This is a genomic window from Caulobacter rhizosphaerae (assembly GCF_010977555.1).
In the GTDB taxonomy this organism is placed as follows: Bacteria; Pseudomonadota; Alphaproteobacteria; order Caulobacterales; family Caulobacteraceae; genus Caulobacter; species Caulobacter rhizosphaerae.
Map to the genome: position 1 here is coordinate 2,755,699 of NZ_CP048815.1, position 19,711 is coordinate 2,775,409.

Here is a 19,711-nt window from a genome sequence, read left to right on the forward strand (position 1 = left end):
CGCCCGACCCTTTGAGCAGGCCTAGCCCTGCGCCTTGATCCAGCGCTCCAGCCAATGGATGTCGTAATCGCCGGCCAGGATGTCGGGTTGCACCAGCAGATCCTGGAACAGCGGGATCGTGGTCTCGATGCCGCCGACGACCATCTCGCCCAGGCAACGGCGCAGGCGCGCGATGCACTCCTCGCGGTCACGGCCATGCACGATCAGCTTGCCGATCAGGCTGTCGTAATAGGGCGGGATCGCATAGCCGGTGTAGATCGCCGAATCCAGCCGTACGCCCAGGCCGCCGGGGGCGTGGAAATCGGTGATGGTGCCCGGCGAAGGCGTGAAGGTCCGCGCGTTCTCGGCGTTGATCCGGCACTCGATGGCGTGGCCCTCGAACACCACGTCATCCTGGGTGAACGACAGCGGCAGGCCGGCGGCGATGCGGATCTGTTCGCGGACCAGGTCAATGCCGGTGATCGCCTCGGTGACTGGGTGCTCGACCTGCAGGCGGGTGTTCATCTCGATGAAGAAGAACTCGCCATTCTCCCACAGGAACTCGATCGTGCCGACGCCCAGATAACCGATCGCCTTGACGGCATCGACCACGATCTTGCCGATCTTGGCGCGGTCTTCGGCGCCCAGGGCGGGCGAGGGGGCTTCTTCCAGCACCTTCTGGTGACGGCGCTGCAGCGAGCAGTCGCGCTCGCCCAGGTGCACGACGTTGCCGTGGCTGTCGGCGATGACCTGCAGCTCGATGTGGCGCGGCTTCTGGAGATAGCGCTCCATATAGACCGTGTCGTCGCCGAACGCCGCCCGGGCTTCCGAGCGGGCCGTCGAGACGGCTTCGGCCAGATCCTCGCGGGTCTGGGCGACCTTCATGCCGCGGCCGCCGCCGCCGGAGGCGGCCTTGATCAGCACCGGGAAGCCGATCTGCTCGGCGGCCGCAAAGGCCTCTTCCTCGGTCGAGACGCCGCCGTCCGAGCCGGGGACCACCGGAATGCCGGCGTCCTTGACCGCCTGCTTGGCGGTGATCTTGTCGCCCATCATCCGGATGTGTTCCGGCTTGGGCCCGATGAAGGTGTAGCCATGGGCCCCGACGATCTCGGCGAAGCGGGCGTTCTCAGACAGGAAGCCGTAGCCCGGATGGATCGCCTGAGCGCCGGTGATCTCGGCCGCGGCGATAATCGAGGGGATATTCAGATACGACTTTGCGGCCGAAGCCGGGCCGATGCAGACGCTTTCGTCGGCCAGCCGCACCCACATGGAATTGGCGTCAGCTTCGGAATGGACCGCCACGGTGGCGATGCCCATTTCCTTGCAGGCGCGGTGAACCCGAAGCGCGATCTCGCCTCGGTTCGCGATGAGGATCTTGTCAAACATGCCGATTACTCGACGATGACGAGCGGCTCGCCGAATTCGACGGGCTGGGCGTCTGCCACGAGAATCTCGACGACCTTACCGGCCTTGGGCGCCGAGATCGGGTTCATGGTCTTCATGGCTTCGACGATCAGCAGGGTCTGGCCGGCGCTCACCGTGTCGCCCACCTTGATGAAGGCGTCGGCGCCGGGCTGGGGCGACAGGTACACGGTGCCGACCATCGGCGACTTGACGGCCTCGCCGGCGTGGGCGGCCGGCGCGGGCGTGGCTTCAGCGGCAGGCGCGGCGGCGGCCGCCGGAGCCGGGGCGGGCGCATAGGCCGGCGCGGCCGTGGCCTGGACATATTGCGTCGGCGCGGCGGCCACGGTCAGTTCGCGAGCGACCCGGATCTTCAGACCCGCATGTTCGACCTCGATCTCCGACAGGCCGGTGTCCTTCAGGATGTCGGCCAGCTTGCGGACCAGGCGGGCGTCGATCGACGGAGTCTCGACCGGATCGGCGGGGGCCTTGGGATTGGACATGGAAGGTTACCTTGCTGTCTTCTGAAGCCGGGATCGCCGGCTAGTTCGCGCCGATCAGGCCGGCAGCGGCCTCGATCGCCAATTCATAGCTCGCCGCGCCGAAGCCGGAGACGATCCCGGTCGCCGCGAGCGAAACGAAGGTGTGGCGGCGGAATTCCTCCCGCGCCGCCGGATTGGACAGGTGACACTCGATGACCGGGATATTCAAGGTCTTCAGGGCGTCAAGGAGAGCGATCGACGTATGTCCATAGCCCGCCGGATTGATCACCAACGCGCAGGCTTCCGTCCGGGCTTCCTGAACCCAGTCGATCAGCGCGCCTTCGTGGTTGCTCTGCCGGAAGATGACGGAAAGACCCCGAGCGGCCGCGCGCGCCTCGCAGCGCGTGCGGACATCGTCGAGCGTGTCCTTGCCGTAGATCTCGGGCTCGCGCGTTCCCAACAGGTTGAGGTTGGGTCCGCTCAGCACATGGATCGGTTTTACCATTCGGCTCCGCCGTCGATTCCGGGAGGTCTTGTATAGCCGGTTCCCTCGCGTCACAAGCAGGGCTCGCTTCGGAGGTGACATGAGGCTTCTACTGAACGGCGAAGAACGGGAGATTGCCGACATCGCCAGCATCGCGGATCTTGTGTCCGCCCTGGGCCTGGACGCCCGCAAGGTGGCGGTGGAGCGCAATCTCGAGATCGCCCCACGCTCGACATACGCTGACACCGCCCTGGCTGATGGCGACCGGATCGAGATCGTCACTTTCATCGGCGGCGGCTAGGCCTGGACGTTTGAAACCCTGGGCGCGGAGGCGTAAACCCAGCCCATGAACGCGCACGTGCCCCCCGAATCCGCCATCGCCACCGCCGAAGACGACTCCTGGACCGTCGCTGGCCGCACCTTCCGCTCGCGGCTGATCGTCGGCACCGGCAAGTACAAGGACTACGCCACCAACGCCGCGGCGGCGAAGGCGGCAGGGGCGGAGATCGTCACCGTGGCCGTGCGCCGCGTGAATCTGACGGACCCGACCCAGCCGCTGCTGGTCGACTACGTCAAACCCACCGAATTCACGTTCCTTCCGAACACCGCGGGCTGTTTCACCGGCGAGGACGCGGTGCGCACCCTGCGCCTGGCCCGCGAGGCCGGCGGTTGGGACTTGGTGAAGCTGGAAGTGCTGTCCGATCCCAAGACCCTCTATCCCGACATGGAAGAGACCCTGCGCTCGCTGAAGCTGCTGGTCGCCGAGGGCTTCCAGGTCATGGTCTATTGCTCGGACGACCCGGTCTACGCCCGCAAGCTGGAGGACGCCGGCGCGGTGGCGATCATGCCGCTGGGCGCGCCGATCGGCTCGGGTCTGGGCATCCAGAACCGCGTGAACCTGCGGATCATCGTCGAGAACGCCAAGGTGCCGGTGCTGGTCGACGCGGGCGTAGGCACGGCTTCCGACGCGGCGATCGGCATGGAACTGGGCTGCGACGCCATCCTGATGAACACCGCCATCGCCGAGGCCAAGGATCCGATTCGCATGGCTCGGGCGATGAAGCACGCGGTGATCGCCGGCCGCGAAGCCTATCTCGCCGGTCGGATGCAGAAGCGGCTCTACGCTGATCCCAGCTCGCCGCTGGCGGGCCTGATCTAGGCCAAGCCTAGACCTTCTTGGCCTTTCCGGCTCGAGCCTGGTCGATCGCCAGGTTGAGGGCGTGCATGTCGGCGCCGGGTATCATCTGGTCACCGACCAGGAAAGCCGGCGTTCCCTCAATGGCCAAGGCCTCGGCCAGGGCGTGAGTGTCGGCCAGGTGCTGAGTCGTGGCCTCCGACACGCCCGTTGCGCGGGCCTTGGCCACGTCGATGCCAAGCTGCCGGGCGATGCGGACGACGCCCGCTTCGTCCAGGCTCTTTTCGGCCATCAGGCGCTTGTGCAGCTCGATCGTCTTGCCCTGGTCCTTGGCTCCGAGGACCATCCGGGCCGCGACTTCCGAGTCGTGGCCGAAGATCACGAAGTCCTTGAACACGAAACGAACGTCCGGGTTCTTCTGGATCAGGTCGACGATCTGCGGCGCGGCCAGCTTGCAGTAGCCGCAGCGGTAGTCGAAGAACTCGACCACCGTGATCGAGCCGTTCGGATTGGCCACGAAGTCCCGGGGGTCGTTCTCGAGCGCCTGGCGATATTTGGTGATCGCACCCTTGGCGTTCTTCGTCTTCTCGGCGACCTGCTTTTCCTGCAGCTTGGCGCTCATCTCGACCAGCACCTCGGGATGCTCCATCAGATAGGCATGCACCTTCTCGCCGAACGCCTTGTCGGCGTTGGCCTGGCCGCAACCGATCAGGGAAAGGGCGACGAGGGACGCGGCGGCGACCGCCAGCGGACGGAAGGTGAGGGGCATGGAGATCTCTGAAAGGGGGCGGCCTAGCGGCGCAGGCCCGAGGTGACGGCGCCTTCCTTGGCCAGGTCCTTGAGGTCCTGGTTGGAAGGATTGGAGGTCAGGACGATGTCGGTGGCGCGGCGCCACTCCACGCTGTCCTTCTTGAGCAGTTCGCGAGCCCGCATGGCGAAGACCCGCGCTTCCTGGGTCGCGCCCATGTTGAAATATTGCTCGGCGGTGGCCAGGCGGGCTTGGCCGTCCTCGCCGCGCTTGTCATACGCCTGGGCCAGCAGGCGCCAGGCGACGGAGTTGTCGCTTTCGTCGAGCAGGGAGCGTTTCAGCTCGTTGATGCCTTCCTCGACCTTCTTAGGGTCGTCGAGTCCGATCAGGGTCTGGCCCAGATTGACCCGCAGCAAGGCGGCGTCGGGCTTCAGCGCCACCGAGCGGCGCTGCGGCTCCTCGGCTTCCTTGACCCGATTGAACTCGAACAGGATCTGGCCCTTCAGTTCCCAAAGATAGGGATTGTTCGGATTCTCGGTGATCAGGCCGTCGAGGATCTTCAGGGCCCGGTCAGGCTCCTTCATCTGGTAATAGGCGATGGCGCGCGCGTAACGGGCCGGGAAGGCTCGGTCGGTTTCCTTGTACTTCACGATCGCCACGCCGGGGTTGATGAAGCCCTCCAGCTTGGCCTTCATGATCTCGTGCTCGGCCAGGGACTGCGGATCGTCGACGGCATTGTAGTGCGGCAGCTTTTCGACACGGCCGCGCAGGGCGTCGATGCGATCGCCCGACAGCGGGTGGCTGCGGAAATAGGCGAAGCGCCGCGACTGGTCGAAGACCTCCTGGTAGCGGAAATTGTCGAAGAACTCGACCAGGCCGCGGCCCGATTGGCCCGTAGCTTCCAGGAAACCGGCGCCGGCTTGGTCGGCGCGAGATTCCTGGTCGCGGCTGTAGCCCAGAGCGCCGAGTTGGCCGAAGTACGAGGCGTTGCCCATCAGCACCGCGCCGGCGTCCGGCGCGCCGGCCAAGGCGGCCAGGACGCCCAGGCCCATCGTCAGGATCATCGGCTTGAGGCCGGCCCGCATCATCTCGCCCGAACGCAGGGGGTGGGCCCCGGCCAGGTGTCCGGTTTCGTGGGCGATGACGCCCTTCAGCTGGTTGGGCGTCTCGGTCTGCAGGATCAGGCCGGTATTGAGGCCCATCATCAGGCCTTGGGTGGCGAAGGCGTTCAGTTCCTTGTCGCCGACCAGCAGGATGCGAACCGTCTTGGGATCCAGTCCGGCCGCCGCATAGATCGGATCGGCGTCGCGGTGAAGGATTTCCTCGATCTCGGTGTCGCGGATCAGCGAGGGGCCGTCCTGTGCATGGGCCGGCGCGACAGGAACCAGGATGGCCGCCAGCAGGGCCAGCGCGGACAGCGCCGATCCCGTCTTCCTGGCTATTGTTTCGGAAGCCGCCCTTGTCCGGGAGGTCATCGAAGCTCTCCTGATCACGCCCCCGCGCTCAAGCCGGCAGTCTAACGCTGTTCTCGACAACCTGGGAACATTCCGTCGGACCTATGTCCGGATATAGGCGTGAAGCTCGGCGGGACCAGGGCCCCGCCGAGCTTCATTTCGAGACCGTCAGCCGCGCCGCCACCAGCCGCGCTTGGGCTTTTCCGGAGGGGTCAGGATCTCGGCGGGGTCGGGCTCCACGGAAACCGGGGCCGCCTCCACCGCGGCGACCGCGACAGGTTCCGGTTCGGCGACAGGAGCAGCGATCTCGACTTCCGCCGCGACCAAGGGCGTTTCCTCTACCGTTTCGATCGAAGGCGCTGCGGCCGAAGGCGTTTCGACGACGGGCGCCTCGACGGCAGCTTCAGCCGAAGCCTCGGCGTCGGCGGTCTTGCGACCCCGGCTACGGGGACGGCGGGCCTTCTTGGGCGCCTCGTCCTGAGCCGGCAGTTCGACCCAGACATCGGCCGGCGGGCCTTCGATCACGGCCGGAGCCAGCGGCGCGACCTCCAACTCGGCGACGTCGACCCGCGGCGCGGGAGTGCGTTCGGCGCGCGGCGCTTCGGACGTCTCGTTCCGCTCGCTGCGTTCGCCACGACCACGCCCACGGCGACCGCCGCGTTCGCCGCGCTCGGCGCGTTCCGGACGCTCCGCCCGTTCGGCGACAGGCGCCTCGGCCCGCTCCGGACGTTCGCCGCGCTCCGGACGATCATTGACCGGACGGCGGCCGTCCAAGGCCTCCGGATCGTGCCAGACAAAGGCGTTCTCGCCGAACGGCACCCGCGGACGGGTCCAGGTGAAGGCGTCGGCCGGACGATCCCCGTCCTCGCGACCGCCGCGACGACCGCCGCGACGACCCCGACGGCGACGGCGGCGACGCGATTCCTCGTCCTCGCCCTCGATGTCGCCTTCAACGCGATCGGCGCCCTCGGCGTCGTCGTCATCATCTTCGCCAGCGACCTCGGCCGGCGCCTCGTCACGATCGTCGCGACGACCGCCGCGACGGCGACGCTTGCGGCCGCGACGGCCTTCGTCTTCCGAGGTCTCGACGCGGGCCGGACGAGCGACGCGGGACGCATCGTCATCCTCGCTCTCGTCCTCGTCCCCGGCGACGATGTCCTCGTCTTCCTCGTCCTCCTCGTCGTCGAAGGCCTCGTCCTCATAGACGGGCTCCGGTTCGATCGGTGCGAAGATCTGCGGGGCGGGGCGCTCGCCGAGCTCCGTGCGGTCGATGTCGTGCTCGGCCTGGTGCAGGCTGTCATCGACCAGGACGGTGACGAACAGCGCGTGGGTCTGCTGCAGGCGCAGCAGGTAGGCGCGCTTTTCGTTGAGGATGTAGATGCCGACCGGGCGGCTGACCTTCAGGGTGACGGCGCCGCCGCCCTTCAGGGCCTCGACCTCGACCGCGCGCAGGGCGGCCAGGGCGCTGGACTCGACCGAGCGGACGCGGCCGGTGCCGTCGCAGTGTTCGCAGACGTGGGTAGTGCCTTCCAGCACGCCGGTGCGGCGGCGCTGGCGGCTGATCTCCATCAGGCCGAAACCGCTGATCTTGCCCATCTGGATGCGGGCGCGATCGTCCTTGAGGGCGTCCTTGAGGACCTTCTCGACGGCGCGGTTGTTCTTGCCTTCATCCATGTCGATGAAGTCGATGACGATCAGGCCGGCCAGGTCGCGCAGGCGCAGCTGGCGAGCGGCTTCCTCGGCCGCCTCCAGGTTGGTCTTCAGCGCGGTGGCTTCGATGTTGCGCTCACGCGTCGCCTTGCCCGAGTTGACGTCGATGGCGACCAGGGCCTCGGTCTGGTTGATCACCAGATAGCCGCCCGAGCGCAGCGGCACGACCGGCGAATAGATCTGGGCCAGATGGTCCTCGATCTTGTGTTTGACGAACAGCGGGGCCGGCTCGCGGTACGGGAAGACCTTCTTGGCCTGGCTGGGCATCAGCATGCGCATGAAATCGCGCGCTTCCTTGTAGCCGGCCTCACCCTCGACCCAGATGCCTTCCAGGTCCTTGTCGTACATGTCGCGGATGGCGCGCTTGACGAGGTCTTCCTCCTCGTAGATCAGCGCCGGCGCGATCGAGTGCAGGGTGTTGTCGCGGATGTTTTCCCACAGCCGCAGCAGGTATTCGTAGTCGCGCTTGATTTCCGCCTTCGTGCGTTTGGCGCCGGCGGTGCGCACGATCAGGCCCATGCCCTGCGGCACGTCCAGCCCCTGCACCACGCTCTTGAGGCGCTTGCGGTCGGTGACCGTGGTGATCTTGCGGCTGATGCCGCCGCCGCGGGCGGTGTTGGGCATCAGGACGCCGTAGCGGCCCGCCAGCGAGAGGTAGGTCGTCAGGGCCGCGCCCTTGTTGCCGCGCTCTTCCTTGACGACCTGGACCAGCATGATCTGCCGGCGGCGGATCACTTCCTGGATCTTGTACTTGCGCATCAGGCGGCGCTTGCGGCGCGCCAGTTCTTCCTCGACGGCGTCTTCCTCGTCGTCGACCACGTCACCGTCATCGTCTTCGCGGGCGTGATGGTGATCGTCCTCGTCGTCGTGCGAGTCGTCGCGCATCAGCGCTTCGCGGTCGGCGACCGGGATCTGGTAATAGTCCGGGTGGATCTCGTTGAAGGCCAGGAAGCCATGGCGGTTGCCGCCGTACTCGATGAACGCAGCCTGGAGGCTGGGTTCAACGCGGGTCACCTTGGCGAGATAGATATTTCCTCGGAGCTGCTTTCGGGTCTGGCTTTCGAAATCGAATTCTTCAACCCGCGTACCGTCCACGACCACCACACGCGTCTCTTCGGCGTGGGCGGCGTCGATCAACATCTTCTTCGACATAAAGGGTATCTCCACGGCGCGCGGCGAACGCTAGGTCCGGGCGCCGATATGATTGAAAGGCGCGCACGTCACCGCCCGTCGCCCCGCCGAAGCGGTTGCGGAAGGTCGGTCGCCAAAGGCGGTCGGGTGCGGCGCAGCCCATAAGGTTTCTGTGTTCCTTAAACGCGCCGGAGGGCGCGGATCGGATGGAGCGTCGACGCCGGAGCGGCTTAAGGGTCCGACGCGAACCCTGCGGGTCGATCCAGGCGAAGGCTTCGCGCCTCACGCTGGTAATCGAGCCCAAACTCGTTTCAGTCCGGCGGTCCGGCCACGAACAAGATTGCATCCTCAGGGATACAAGCCGGTCCGTGAGATAGGAGCCGCTCACGCTTTCCGCCATGACGATCACGGCGCTCAGCGCGCGGACCATAGTGTAGCAACATCGTATCGTAAAAGAAAAGCGCTCGACTGACGCCATCTGCGCCGCCGTGTCGCGCCTTGGGTTAACGCTTTCTCTACCCGGAAATGCGGATATCAGTTTTGGTTTAGGTTGGGCCCCTGGGGCGACGGACGGCATGAACAGTGTCTTGATCTCGGCGACGAGGACGGGGTGGGCGCGCGCGGCGATGATCGTCGGCGGCCTGGCTCTGGCTGGCGTGGCCGTGGCCATGGCCCATGGTCCGGCGCCCGCCGCCGGCGTCCAGAAGGTTCGTTTCGGCGGAGACCGTAACGAAACCCGCATCGTCATCGACCTCGATCGCGCCGCCACCGGTAAGCTGTTGGCGGACGGCGCCGCTGATCGCCGGGTCGTCATCGCGCTGCCCAACGTCGCGACGGCCGGCGACCTGCAGGGCGCGGGTCAAGGCCTGGTCGAGCGCTGGGCGATCGACGAAGCCGCGGGCGGCGCCCGCCTGCGTCTTGACCTGAAGGCCAACGCCGAGGTTCGCCGGCGCTTCCTGCTGCCGCCGGGCGACGGGGCTTCGGCCTATCGCTACGTCATCGACCTGAAATCCACCGATGCCGCTGGCGCGGCCCAGGCGCCGAGCCTGAAGCCGACCCTGGTTTCGGCGCCGATGAAGGCTCCGGCCCTGCGCTTGAAGAAGGTGATCGTCATCGACGCCGGCCACGGCGGCAAGGATCCGGGTTCCTCGGGCTCCGACACCGCCGAGAAGGACGTCACTCTGGCCGCCGCCAAGGCGCTGAAGGCGAAGCTGGAAAAGTCGGGCCGCTATACCGTGGTCATGACCCGCCAGTCCGACACCTTCGTGCCGCTGGAGGCTCGCGTTCAGATCGCCCGCCGGGCCGATGCGGACCTGTTCATCTCGCTGCACGCCGATTCGGGCCCCGACGCCACGACCCGCGGCGCCAGCGTCTACACCCTGTCCGAAAAGGGCACCGAGCGCGTGGCGCGGGTGCTCGAGAAGGACGACTGGCTGATGAAGGCCAACCTGCCGGGCCGCGACCGAGCGGTCAGTCAGATCCTTCTGGACCTGTCGCAGCGCGCCACCAAGAATCGCTCCGCCGCCTTCGCCGAAACCCTGCTGCAGTCGGTGGGCGAGGAGACGACCCTGCTGCGCCGCAGCCACCGCGACGCCGGTTTCATCGTGCTGCTGGCGCCGGACGTGCCGGCCGTGCTGCTGGAGATGGGCTTCATCACCAATGCCGATGACGAGCGTCTCCTCAAGACCTCCGCGGGTCGCGGTCGGCTGATGGACGCCGTGGCGGGATCGATCGAATCTTATTTCGCGAGCCAGACGCGCCTCGCCGCCCGCTAGGCGCAAGGGTTCGCCCGTCGGGACGGCGAGAGCCGTTGGCGCCTTGACCGATGCGCGCTAGAGGATTCCAACGGAGCGGGCGGAAGTGCGTCGCCCGACGGAGGCGGCGTGGATCTGAAGCCTAGACAACGATGGATCGCCATCGCCGGCGTCACGGTGCTGTCCGCGATCGCCGTGGCCGGATTCGCCATCGCCATCTATGCCGCTTGGCTGTTCCACGACATGCCGGACGCTGGCGAACTGCAGGACTATCGCCCGCCGACCGCCACGCGCGTCTATGCGTGGGACGGCACCCTGATCGGCGAATATTCCAAAGAGCGCCGGATCTTCGTGCCCTACGACCAGATCCCGCCGCAGTTGGCCCAGGCCTTCCTGGCAGCCGAGGATCACAACTTCTTCAAGCACGGCGGCGTCGATGTCGGCGGCTTCTCGCGCGCCATGCTGAACAATATCGGCAATGCTGCGCGCGGTCGTCGCCTCGAAGGCGGCTCCACGATCACCCAGCAGGTCGCCAAGAACGTCCTGCTGACCAGCGACGCGACGGTCGGGCGGAAGTTCAAGGAAGCGATCCTGGCCCACCGCCTCGAGCAGTCGCTCGACAAGCAGCAGATTCTCGAGCTGTACCTGAACGAGATCTGGCTGGGCTATCGCTCGTACGGGGTCGGCGCGGCCGCCTACAACTATTTCGGCAAGTCGCTGCCGGAACTGACCCTGGCGGAAAGCGCCTTCCTGGCGGCGCTGCCCAAGGGACCGGACAACTATCATCCGATCCGCAACAAGGCGAAGGCCAAGGCCAGACGCGACTGGATCCTGGGCCAGATGGCCGACCTGGGCTGGGTCAGCCAGGCCGACGCCAAGAAGGCGATGGCGGAGGACCTCGTGGTCCAGCCGGCCCCCAAGCGCGCCGCCTATCGCGACGCCGACTATTTCGTCGAGGAAGTGCGCCAGCGCGGCGTCGCCACCCTCGGTCCGCGCCTCAACGAGGGCGGCTATTACATGCGCACCACCCTGGACCCCAAGCTGCAGACCGCGGCCCGGGTGGCGCTGATGGAAGGCCTGGAGAAGTACGACCGCCGCCATGGCTGGCGCGGCGCCTGGGGTCATGTGGAAGCTCTGGACGCCGACTGGGAAAAGCAGGCGCTGAAGAAGGCTCCGGCCTCCGAGCGCCGCGGCTGGCGGCCGGCCATTGTCACGTCGGCTTCGGGCGGCGTCCGCCTGGCCAAGGGCGAAGGCGAAGGGACCATCGCTGGCGAGGACATGGCCTGGGCCAACGCCACCAAAGGCCTGAAGGTTGGCGACCTGGTGTTCGTCGAGAAGCCCGACGGCGCCGCCGCCTACCGCCTGCGCCAAGTTCCCATCGTCAACGGCGCCCTGGTGGCCATGGAACCCTATACGGGCCGCGTCATGGCCCTGGTCGGCGGCTACAGCTTCTCGCTGTCGAACTTCAACCGCGCGACCCAGGCGATGCGCCAGCCGGGTTCTGCCTTCAAGCCGTTCGTCTACGCCACGGCCCTGGAGAACGGCTACACGCCGGCCAGCGTGGTGGTCGACAGCGCCATTACCCTGAAAGGGGCCAATGGCCAGGACTGGAGCCCCGAGAACTATCACAAGAAGTTCTACGGAGCCCTGCCGCTGCGCAAGGGCCTGGAGCAGTCGATCAACGCCATGACCGTACGCCTGGCCCAGAGCGTCGGCATGAAGAAGATCGTCGAAACCGCCAAGAAAACCGGCGTGACCCGCGACATGGCGCCGGTCCTGGCCATGGCCCTGGGCGCGGGCGAGACCACGCCCTTCAAGCTAACCACGGCCTACACGCCGTTCGTCAACGGCGGCCGCCGCGTCGAGCCGCACCTGATCGAACTGGTGCAGGACCGCGAGGGCAAGGTGATCTTCCGCGCCGACAAGCGCGACTGCGTGCGCTGCAACGCCGGCTTCAACGGCGACGAGAGTCCTCATATCCCGGCGCTCGGCGAACAGGTCATGGACCCCATCACCGCCTACCAGATCACCTCGATGCTGCAAGGCGTGGTCCAGCGCGGCACAGCGGCCCAGGCCAGCTCGCTGGGCTATCCGCTGGCCGGCAAGACCGGCACGACCAACGAGTATCGCAGCGCCTGGTTCATGGGCTATTCGCCCAACCTGGTGGTCGGCGTCTTCATCGGCTTCGACGACAACCGCTCGCTGGGCGAGGGCGAAACCGGCGCGACCGGCCCGGTGCCGATCTTCATGGACTTCATGCGCGAGGCGCTGAAGGGCCAGCCGAAGACCGAATTCAGGGCCCCCGCCAACGCCAAGTTCGCCATGGTCCGCGGTATCCGCGAGGCCTTCCGGCCGGGTACGGAGCCGAAGGTCTTCGTGCCGACCGAGAGCAGCGGACCGCAGCCCTACGGCCAGGCCTGGCCGGATGGCCAGATCGGACCGGCCCCCACCCAGGGTCCCGCCAAGCCGCCGCCCCAGGCGCCGGACATCAGCGGGCTCTACTAATCGTCGCCCAATTCGTGCGAGGTCATTGCGCCGACTCCGGACGCGGGCTATGTCCCGCGCCCTTCAACACTGTCACGGAGCAACGTGATGAGACCGGATGTCGAGGCCTCCGCGGCCGACATCGAGCAGTCCGTAGGACTGCTCAGGAGGCGTCTTTGACTGGGATGTCGCCCTACGCAAGCTCGATGAGCTGAACGCCCGGGTCGAGGACCCGACCCTTTGGGACCGCCCCGCGGAAGCCCAGGCCGTCTCCCGCGAACGCGCCGCCCTGGCCGCCCGGGTCGAGGCCGTGCAGGTGCTGGAACGCGGCCTGAAGGACGCGCTGGAATACGCCGAACTGGCCGACATGGAGGGCGACGAGGCCCTGCTTGAGGACGCCCGCGCCCAGCTCAGGGACCTCAAGGAGCGCGCCGGTCGCGCCGAACTCGAGGCCCTGCTGTCGGGCGAGGCCGACGGCAACGACTGTTATGTCGAAATCAACTCCGGGGCCGGCGGCACCGAGTCCTGCGACTGGGCGGGCATGCTGTTGCGCATGTACAGCCGCTGGGCCAACGCCCATGGCATGAGCGTGGAACTGGTCGAAGAGACCTCCGGCGACCAGGTCGGCATCAAGTCGGCGACGCTGCTGGTCAAGGGGACGAACGCCTATGGCTGGCTGAAGACCGAGGCCGGCGTCCACCGCCTGGTGCGCATCAGCCCCTACGACGCCGCCGCCAAGCGCCACACCAGCTTCGCCTCGGCCTGGGTCTATCCGGTGGTCGACGACACGATCGAGATCGAGATCAATCCGTCGGACGTGCGCACCGACACCTATCGGGCCTCCGGGGCCGGCGGGCAGCACATCAACAAGACCGATTCGGCCGTGCGCCTGACGCACATTCCGACCGGCATCGCCGTGGCCTGCCAGGCTGGCCGTTCGCAGCACCAGAACCGCGAGGAGGCCTGGAAGATGCTGCGCGCCCGGCTCTACGAGGCCGAACTGCAGAAGCGGGAAGCCGCCCAGCAGGCCCTGGAAGACCAGAAGACCGACATCGGCTGGGGGCACCAGATCCGCAGCTACGTCCTGCAGCCCTACCAGATGGTCAAGGACTTGCGGACCAATGTCGAGACGTCCGACACCCAGGGCGTGCTGGACGGCGACCTCGACCAGTTCATGGGCGCTTCGCTGGCCCAGCGCGTCGGGGCCACGCGAGACGCCCAGGCCTAGCTTGAGCGTCGATTTGCAATGCAAAACGCCCCGGAGCGATCCGGGGCGTTTTTTATGATCGCCGTCCCGGATCGTGGAAGAAGGCGTCGGCGGCCATTTCTTCAGGCTTTCGTCCCGGCGCCGGCAACTGAGGGCCTTTCCTCGCCAGCCACAGGAAGACCGGTGCTTCGATAAGGAATATCGTTCCGCCCAACAGGTCCCAGGGCGGCGCGTGGCCCAAGAGCAAGATCCACGCCCAGCCCGCCATCCCTGACGATATCAGGCAAGACAGGATCAGCGCGAAGATCCAGACGACGGCCAGCCAGCTTTTTCGGCGATGCCGGGCTTTCAACGAAGTCCGCCATCCGGGTTCGTTGTGCGGCAATGGGGTTAGGCGACCGGCTTGGCTTCCAGCATCGGCGGCGGCGCGGGCTGGGCCTGCGGCGCGGCCGGACGCTGGAATTTCAGGCTGCGGCCCTGGAAGAAGGCCCCGGTTTCCATCGCCAGCTGCTCGTGGGTGATGTCGCCGTCGACATAGGCGGTGCCGTAGAGGCGGACCTGCTTGGCGGTGATCGCGCCGACGATCCGGCCCCGGACCTCGACCGCCTCGGCGTAGATCGAGCCCTCGACATGGCCGGTTTCGCCGATCGTCAGTCGGCCGACCCGGACGTCGCCCCGCACCACGCCGTCAATCTGCAGCTCGCCGTCGCCGGTAATGCCGCCTTCGATGGTGATGTCGGGGGAGACCAGGGAGGCCACCTTGGGCGGGGCCTTGCGGGCGGCGTCGGACGCAGCCGGCGCCATGGACATGGGCAGGGGCTCGATCTGGACCGAGCCCTTGGACGCCTTAGCTTGCTTGCTGAACATACTCACCAGCCTTCAAGAATCGGTTCGGGTTCTGGGCCCGACCGTTGACCCATACTTCGTAGTGCAGATGCGGACCGGTCGAGCGACCGGTCGAGCCCATGGCCGCGATGCGCTGGCCGATGGCCACGCGCTCGCCGACGCGGACCGAGGCGGCCTGCAGGTGGGCGTAGCGGGTCTTGAAGCCGGCGCCGTGGTCGATCTCCACGACATTGCCGTAGCCCGAACGCACGCCGACATAGGAGACCACGCCCGGGGCGGTGGCCATGATCGGCGTGTAGAACGCGCCGGGGAAGTCCAGGCCCGAATGGAAGGCCGGGCGATGGGTGAAGGGGTCGAAGCGGACGCCGTAGCTGCTGCTCAGCGCCGGATTGTTGGTCGGCCGGTAGAAGGGCAGCTGCTGCGAGGCGGCGCTCAGCTGGCGCATGTCCGACATGTCGGTGGCGGCGTGCTGGATGCGGCCGGCGAAGTCCTCGTCGACATCGAGCACGGCGGCCAGGGCGCGGGGATCCTTGGCCTCGATCAGCGGACCGCCCAGGGAAGAGCCGCCGTCGCGGCTGGTGAAGGCGCCAGCGTCCAGGCCGGCCATCCGCATGGCCAGGCGCAGGCGCTCGGCCCGGCTCTTGGCGAAGGTCTCGGCCGCGTCGATCAGCCGCTCCTGGTCCATCCGCGTGGCCTGGATGCGCTCGACCGGCGAGGCGCCCAGCACGTGCGGCTTGCCGACCTGCAGGGCCTGGGCGGCGCCGGGCACGCCCTTGAAGTCGCTGACCAGCAGAGCCAGGGCGGCGTGACGCTTCTCGACCGAGCTGGCCAATTCGTCCAGCGAGCCGCTGCTGGCCGACAGCTGGGCCACGGCGCTGTTCAGGCGCGCCTGGCGATCGGCGTTCAGGCGCTCGTAATAGGCCTTCTGCTTGATCACCATCTGGTCGGTCGAGCTGACCGACAGCACGTTGATCAACATGGCGGCGGTGCAGACGCCCATCCACAGGGCGGCGGCGGCCACGCCGGTCGCGCACATCAGTTGCTTGCCGGTGGAGAAGACATAGCCGCGCATCTCGCCGCCGGAGCGCACATAGAGATGACGCTCGGGGAAGAGCTCTTCCAGGGATTGTCGGATTCGCTTGAAGCGCGTGATCGCCATCGCCCTAGGAAACCCCGTTTTCAAGGTCCCGGCGATATGCAACGAGAAAGCAGAAACGCGCAAGATACTTCGCGCCCTGTGTGGACACGGGGCGACTTTTTGCCTTAGCGACTCAACCGATAAAAGGTTCCGTGCCCCATGGCCACCACCGGCGCGGGTCGCTGTGGCGATAGCCGCACGCCTGAGGCGGGGAAGCCACACCGTTATTTCAGAGTTCCTTCCTTGAGCGCCCGCGCGGCGGTCAGCACCGCCTTGATGTGGTTGGGCACCTTCACCTTGCGCCAGACGGCCCGGACCACGCCCTCGCGGTCGATCAGGAAGGTCGAGCGGTCGATGCCCATGTACTTGCGGCCGTACATGCTCTTCTCGACCCAGGCGCCGTAGGCCTCGACCGTCTCGCCGGTGGGGTCGGCGGCCAGATCGACAGTCAGGTCGTGCTTCTTGCGGAACTTGGCGTGCGAGGCGGCGCTGTCCTTGGACACCCCGACGATCACCGCGCCCAGCTTGGCGAATTCCTCGACCTCGGACGAGAACTGCAGGGCCTGCGACGTGCAGCCAGCCGTGTCGTCCTTAGGGTAGAAGTAGAGCACGACGGCCTTGCCCTTCAGGCCGGACAGGCTGACGCGGCCGGTGTCGGTGGCCAGGTCGAAATCGGGGGCCTTGTCGCCGGGCTGCAGGTCGCTCATCGCACTCATCCTTCCAGTTCGCTGGGTGTGATCCTCGCCCTTCGACAGGCTCAGGGTGAGGATCACGCGGTCGTCTCAGTCGCCCTCATCCTGAGCTTGTCGAAGGACGAGAGCGGTATCCTAGACCGGCTTGACCAGCACGATCTTCTTCTTGCCCGCCGCCAGCTTGACGACGCCGTCGACGAGGTCGGCCTCGGTGACGACGCGGTTGGCGTCGGGTTCGGCCTTGTCGTTGACCTTGACGCCGCCGCCCTGGGCCAGGCGGCGGGCCTCGCCGCGCGAGGCGGCCAGGCCGGCGTCAGCGAACAGGTTGGCCAGGACGATCCCGGCCTTCAGGTCCGCGGCCGCAACCTCGAAGGTCGGCAGGTCGGCCGACAGCGCGCCCTGCTCGAAGGCCTTTTCGGCGGCGTCGCGGGCCTTGCGGGCCTCGTCCTCGCCGTGCGCCATCCGCGTAGCCTCGTCGGCCAGCACCTTCTTGGCCTCGTTGATCTGGGCGCCCGGCAGGGCCTCCAGCTCGGCGATCCGCGCCAATGGCAGGTCGGTGAACAGCTTCAGGAACCGGCCGACATCGGCGTCCTCGGTGTTGCGCCAGAACTGCCAGTAGTCGTAGGGACTCAGCTGCTCGGCGTTCAGCCACACCGCGCCCGACATGGTCTTGCCCATCTTGGCGCCCGAGGCCGTGGCCAGCAGCGGCGTGGTCAGACCGAAGGCGGCCTTCTGGTCGACGCGGCGCGTCAGCTCCACGCCATTGAGGATGTTGCCCCACTGGTCCGAGCCGCCCATCTGCAGCACGCAGCCGTACTTGCGGTTCAGCTCCAGGAAGTCGGTGGCCTGCATCAGCATGTAGTTGAATTCGAGAAAGGTCATCGGCTGCTCGCGCTCAAGCCGCAGCTTGACCGAGTCGAAGGCCAGCATCCGGTTGACCGTGAAGTGCACGCCGTAGTCGCGCAGGAACTGCACGTAGCCGAACTTGCTCAGCCACTCGTCGTTGTCGACCATGATGGCGTCGGTCGGCCCGTCGCCGAAGGTCAGGAACCTGGCGAAGACCTGCTTGATGCCGGCGATGTTGGCGGCGATGTCGGCGTCCGACAGCAGCTTGCGGCTCTCGTCCTTGCCCGTGGGGTCGCCGACCTTGGTCGTGCCGCCGCCCATCAGGACGATCGGCTTGTGGCCGGCCTGCTGCAGGCGGCGCAGCATCATGATCTGGATCAGGCTGCCCACGTGCAGCGACGGCGCGGTGGCGTCGAAGCCGATATAGGCGGTGACGATCCCGCCGGCGGCCGCGGCGTCCAGTTCCTCCGGATGGGTGATCTGGTGGATGTAGCCGCGGGCCTGCAGGGTCTGGAGGAATTCCGACTTGAACGATGCGGCGGCGGACATGGTTCGACTCTCTAGTTCGGGCGCGGGGGATTTCGGCGCCGGGCGTTCGGGTGACCGCGCGTCTAGCACGGGGGAGGCGGTCTGTGGCGAGGGTTTCATCGTGGCAGTCTCCTGGAAGGGATCCGGAGACGTTCGCTGGCCTGACGCGTCGCCGGTGGGGCGGGCGCATCGACGTGATCGGTCGGCCTCCCGCTAGGACAGCGGGCGGTAATAGGCGCGGGTGAGGCGGCTTTGATCGATCATGGGGCCTAGCTAGCCGGGCCGGGCCGTGGCAGTCAACCGGACCATGCGTATCCTGGGATTCATGACCGGCACCTCGCTCGACGCGGTCGACATGGCGGTGCTCGAGACCGACGGCGAAACCATCCAGGCCTTCGGGCCGGCGGGCGAGCGCAAGCTGCGCGAGGAGACCCGCGACCTGCTGCTGGTGGCTACCGAGGTGGCCAGGGGCTGGCCGCGTGACAAACCGGCGCCGGACATCTTCGAAGAGGCCGCCCAGGCGGTGGCCGACGAGCACTTCCATGCCGCCGAGAGCTTCCTGGCCGAGCAAGGCCTGGCCTGGTCCGAGTTCGACCTGCTGGGCGTCCACGGCCAGACCGTGTTGCACGAGCGGCCGCATCCGGGGCGGATCGGCCGGACCGTGCAACTGTTCGACGCCGAGCGCCTGGCGCGGGCCTGCGGGCGGCCGGTGGCGTTCGACTTCCGCAGCGCCGACGTGGCGGCGGGCGGGCAGGGGGCGCCGCTGGCCCCGGTCTATCACGCCGCCCGGGCCCAGGCCTCGGGCCTGGCCGCGCCGGTGGCGGCCCTGAACATCGGCGGCGTCGCCAACATCACCCTGATCGGCCCGGACGACGACCTGCTGGCCTTCGACACCGGCCCGGGCAACGGCATGATCGACCTGATGCTGCAGGCCCGGGGGCTGGGACGGTTCGATGAGAACGGCCGGCTGGCGGCGGCCGGCGCCGTCGACGAGGCCGTGCTGAAGACCTTCCTGGCCAGCGACTATTTCTCCGGACCGGCCCCCAAGTCGCTGGACCGCTACGACTTTCCGCTCGACCTTGTCGATCACCTGTCCTCCGAGGACGCCGCCGCCACCCTGGTGGCCTTCACCGCCGAGGCCGTCGTCAAGGCCTTCGAGCACGGCCAGCGTCCGCAGGCCCTGATCGTCTGCGGCGGCGGCCGCCACAATCCGCAGATCATGAAGGCCCTGGCCGACCGCGCGCCCGTGCCGGTCCGCACCGCCGAGGCGGTCGGCTGGCGCGGCGACGCCATCGAGGCCGAGGCCTTCGCCTTCCTGGCCGCCCGCACCGCGCGCGGCCTGCCGATCAGCTTCCCAGGAACGACCGGCGTGGCCGCGCCGATGACGGGGGGAAGGATCGTAAGGCCCTGAGGCCGTCACTTGCCCCCTACGAACCGCTTCGCGGTCGTCTTCCCCCCAGAGGGGGAAGAGCCTTGAGGCGAGCGCCGTGCGGCTCCGCCCCCTCTGGGGGCGGACAGACCGCGTAGCGGTCAGGTGGGGGCAAGCGTTGGCAGGCACGGTCTCTCATCCTCACGCGGCTGGCCGCTGAGCTGGTGGAAAGGGACGCGGAGCGCCGGACATCGTCCGGAGTGTTTGAGTTTGTATACCGTTTCGACGAAGCCCGATCGCTCCGCGCGGTCGTTGTCCGGAAG

General features: G+C 67.5%; 18 protein-coding genes. 6 read left to right on the top strand and 12 right to left on the bottom strand.

Going from position 1 to position 19,711, the window contains the following annotated elements:
• Positions 1-21: 21 nt before the first annotated feature.
• Genes accC through G3M57_RS12760 form a run of 3 tightly spaced genes read right to left on the bottom strand, consistent with a single transcriptional unit; the run spans position 22 to position 2,367 of the window.
• Positions 22-1,365, bottom strand: coding sequence for an acetyl-CoA carboxylase biotin carboxylase subunit (gene accC, locus G3M57_RS12750; protein ID WP_056750915.1), 1,344 nt, complete (start codon positions 1,363-1,365; stop codon positions 22-24).
• Between the two features lie 5 nt (positions 1,366-1,370).
• Positions 1,371-1,883 carry an acetyl-CoA carboxylase biotin carboxyl carrier protein gene (gene accB / locus G3M57_RS12755; RefSeq protein WP_056750912.1) on the bottom strand — a complete coding sequence of 171 codons (513 nt, stop codon included), beginning with the start codon at positions 1,881-1,883 and terminating at the stop codon, positions 1,371-1,373.
• 40 nt (positions 1,884-1,923) lie between these two features.
• A complete protein-coding gene (locus tag G3M57_RS12760) occupies positions 1,924-2,367 on the bottom strand; it encodes a type II 3-dehydroquinate dehydratase (protein ID WP_056750910.1) in 444 nt (147 codons plus the stop codon).
• Positions 2,368-2,446: 79 nt separating this feature from the next.
• Here G3M57_RS12760 and thiS point away from each other — a divergent pair, with 79 nt between their 5' ends.
• Positions 2,447-2,647 (top strand): sulfur carrier protein ThiS, encoded by a 201-nt coding sequence (gene thiS / locus G3M57_RS12765; protein WP_163230928.1) that lies wholly within the window; start codon positions 2,447-2,449, stop codon positions 2,645-2,647.
• A gap of 45 nt (positions 2,648-2,692) precedes the next feature.
• Positions 2,693-3,505, top strand: a complete 813-nt coding sequence (locus G3M57_RS12770; protein ID WP_163230930.1) for a thiazole synthase — start codon at positions 2,693-2,695, stop codon at positions 3,503-3,505.
• 7 nt (positions 3,506-3,512) lie between these two features.
• Here G3M57_RS12770 and G3M57_RS12775 read toward each other — a convergent pair whose 3' ends face one another.
• The 4 genes from G3M57_RS12775 to G3M57_RS12790 all read right to left on the bottom strand — a co-directional run bounded on the left by G3M57_RS12775 (position 3,513) and on the right by G3M57_RS12790 (position 8,687).
• Positions 3,513-4,250: a DsbA family protein gene (locus G3M57_RS12775; protein ID WP_163230932.1), complete on the bottom strand. Its 738-nt coding sequence runs from the start codon at positions 4,248-4,250 to the stop codon at positions 3,513-3,515.
• Between the two features lie 23 nt (positions 4,251-4,273).
• Positions 4,274-5,704, bottom strand: a complete 1,431-nt coding sequence (locus tag G3M57_RS12780) for a M48 family metalloprotease (protein WP_056750899.1) — start codon at positions 5,702-5,704, stop codon at positions 4,274-4,276.
• Between the two features lie 147 nt (positions 5,705-5,851).
• On the bottom strand, positions 5,852-8,545 hold the full coding sequence (locus tag G3M57_RS12785) for an Rne/Rng family ribonuclease (RefSeq protein WP_163230934.1): 2,694 nt from the start codon (positions 8,543-8,545) through the stop codon (positions 5,852-5,854).
• Positions 8,469-8,687: a hypothetical protein gene (locus G3M57_RS12790; RefSeq protein WP_156402070.1), complete on the bottom strand. Its 219-nt coding sequence runs from the start codon at positions 8,685-8,687 to the stop codon at positions 8,469-8,471. Before G3M57_RS12790 ends, G3M57_RS12785 begins: the two co-directional genes overlap by 77 nt.
• Positions 8,688-9,099: 412 nt before the next feature.
• Here G3M57_RS12790 and G3M57_RS12795 point away from each other — a divergent pair, with 412 nt between their 5' ends.
• From G3M57_RS12795 to prfB, 3 genes are all read left to right on the top strand, one after another.
• The gene (locus G3M57_RS12795) at positions 9,100-10,299 is read left to right on the top strand and encodes an N-acetylmuramoyl-L-alanine amidase family protein (RefSeq protein ID WP_163230936.1); all 1,200 of its coding nucleotides are present in this window, start codon (positions 9,100-9,102) and stop codon (positions 10,297-10,299) included.
• A 108-nt stretch (positions 10,300-10,407) separates the two neighbouring features.
• On the top strand, positions 10,408-12,783 hold the full coding sequence (locus tag G3M57_RS12800) for a penicillin-binding protein 1A (protein WP_163230938.1): 2,376 nt from the start codon (positions 10,408-10,410) through the stop codon (positions 12,781-12,783).
• 87 nt (positions 12,784-12,870) lie between these two features.
• Positions 12,871-13,990 (top strand): peptide chain release factor 2 gene (gene prfB, locus G3M57_RS12805; protein WP_163230940.1). Its coding sequence is split into 2 segments (ribosomal slippage): positions 12,871-12,939 and positions 12,941-13,990, totalling 1,119 coding nucleotides; the frame shifts between segments, so codons are not numbered across the junction.
• Between the two features lie 52 nt (positions 13,991-14,042).
• On the opposite strand, the gene G3M57_RS12810 is transcribed toward prfB, so the two are convergent.
• The 5 genes from G3M57_RS12810 to tyrS all read right to left on the bottom strand — a co-directional run bounded on the left by G3M57_RS12810 (position 14,043) and on the right by tyrS (position 18,040).
• Positions 14,043-14,321, bottom strand: a complete 279-nt coding sequence (locus G3M57_RS12810) for a hypothetical protein (RefSeq protein ID WP_163230942.1) — start codon at positions 14,319-14,321, stop codon at positions 14,043-14,045.
• Positions 14,322-14,359: 38 nt separating this feature from the next.
• A complete protein-coding gene (locus tag G3M57_RS12815) occupies positions 14,360-14,836 on the bottom strand; it encodes a bactofilin family protein (protein ID WP_056750882.1) in 477 nt (158 codons plus the stop codon).
• Positions 14,817-15,974 (bottom strand): peptidoglycan DD-metalloendopeptidase family protein, encoded by a 1,158-nt coding sequence (locus G3M57_RS12820; protein WP_163230944.1) that lies wholly within the window; start codon positions 15,972-15,974, stop codon positions 14,817-14,819. Before G3M57_RS12820 ends, G3M57_RS12815 begins: the two co-directional genes overlap by 20 nt.
• Before the next feature lie 203 nt (positions 15,975-16,177).
• Positions 16,178-16,660 (bottom strand): peroxiredoxin, encoded by a 483-nt coding sequence (locus G3M57_RS12825; protein ID WP_163230946.1) that lies wholly within the window; start codon positions 16,658-16,660, stop codon positions 16,178-16,180.
• A 120-nt stretch (positions 16,661-16,780) separates the two neighbouring features.
• Positions 16,781-18,040 carry a tyrosine--tRNA ligase gene (gene tyrS / locus G3M57_RS12830; RefSeq protein WP_056750874.1) on the bottom strand — a complete coding sequence of 420 codons (1,260 nt, stop codon included), beginning with the start codon at positions 18,038-18,040 and terminating at the stop codon, positions 16,781-16,783.
• Between the two features lie 286 nt (positions 18,041-18,326).
• On the opposite strand from tyrS, the gene G3M57_RS12835 reads away from it, so the two are divergent.
• On the top strand, positions 18,327-19,430 hold the full coding sequence (locus G3M57_RS12835) for an anhydro-N-acetylmuramic acid kinase (RefSeq protein WP_163230948.1): 1,104 nt from the start codon (positions 18,327-18,329) through the stop codon (positions 19,428-19,430).
• Positions 19,431-19,711: the final 281 nt, after the last annotated feature.

Coding starts and splice junctions, on each gene's coding strand:
- G3M57_RS12760 (WP_056750910.1), bottom strand. CDS start 2,367: ATGGTAAAACCGATCCATGTGCTGAGCGGACCCAACCTCAACCTGTTG.
- G3M57_RS12790 (WP_156402070.1), bottom strand. CDS start 8,687: ATGGGCTGCGCCGCACCCGACCGCCTTTGGCGACCGACCTTCCGCAAC.
- accB (WP_056750912.1), bottom strand. CDS start 1,883: ATGTCCAATCCCAAGGCCCCCGCCGATCCGGTCGAGACTCCGTCGATC.
- G3M57_RS12835 (WP_163230948.1), top strand. CDS start 18,327: ATGCGTATCCTGGGATTCATGACCGGCACCTCGCTCGACGCGGTCGAC.
- G3M57_RS12825 (WP_163230946.1), bottom strand. CDS start 16,660: ATGAGCGACCTGCAGCCCGGCGACAAGGCCCCCGATTTCGACCTGGCC.
- G3M57_RS12775 (WP_163230932.1), bottom strand. CDS start 4,250: ATGCCCCTCACCTTCCGTCCGCTGGCGGTCGCCGCCGCGTCCCTCGTC.
- tyrS (WP_056750874.1), bottom strand. CDS start 18,040: ATGTCCGCCGCCGCATCGTTCAAGTCGGAATTCCTCCAGACCCTGCAG.
- G3M57_RS12785 (WP_163230934.1), bottom strand. CDS start 8,545: ATGTCGAAGAAGATGTTGATCGACGCCGCCCACGCCGAAGAGACGCGT.
- accC (WP_056750915.1), bottom strand. CDS start 1,365: ATGTTTGACAAGATCCTCATCGCGAACCGAGGCGAGATCGCGCTTCGG.
- thiS (WP_163230928.1), top strand. CDS start 2,447: ATGAGGCTTCTACTGAACGGCGAAGAACGGGAGATTGCCGACATCGCC.
- G3M57_RS12820 (WP_163230944.1), bottom strand. CDS start 15,974: ATGGCGATCACGCGCTTCAAGCGAATCCGACAATCCCTGGAAGAGCTC.
- G3M57_RS12780 (WP_056750899.1), bottom strand. CDS start 5,704: ATGACCTCCCGGACAAGGGCGGCTTCCGAAACAATAGCCAGGAAGACG.
- G3M57_RS12770 (WP_163230930.1), top strand. CDS start 2,693: ATGAACGCGCACGTGCCCCCCGAATCCGCCATCGCCACCGCCGAAGAC.
- G3M57_RS12795 (WP_163230936.1), top strand. CDS start 9,100: ATGAACAGTGTCTTGATCTCGGCGACGAGGACGGGGTGGGCGCGCGCG.
- G3M57_RS12815 (WP_056750882.1), bottom strand. CDS start 14,836: ATGTTCAGCAAGCAAGCTAAGGCGTCCAAGGGCTCGGTCCAGATCGAG.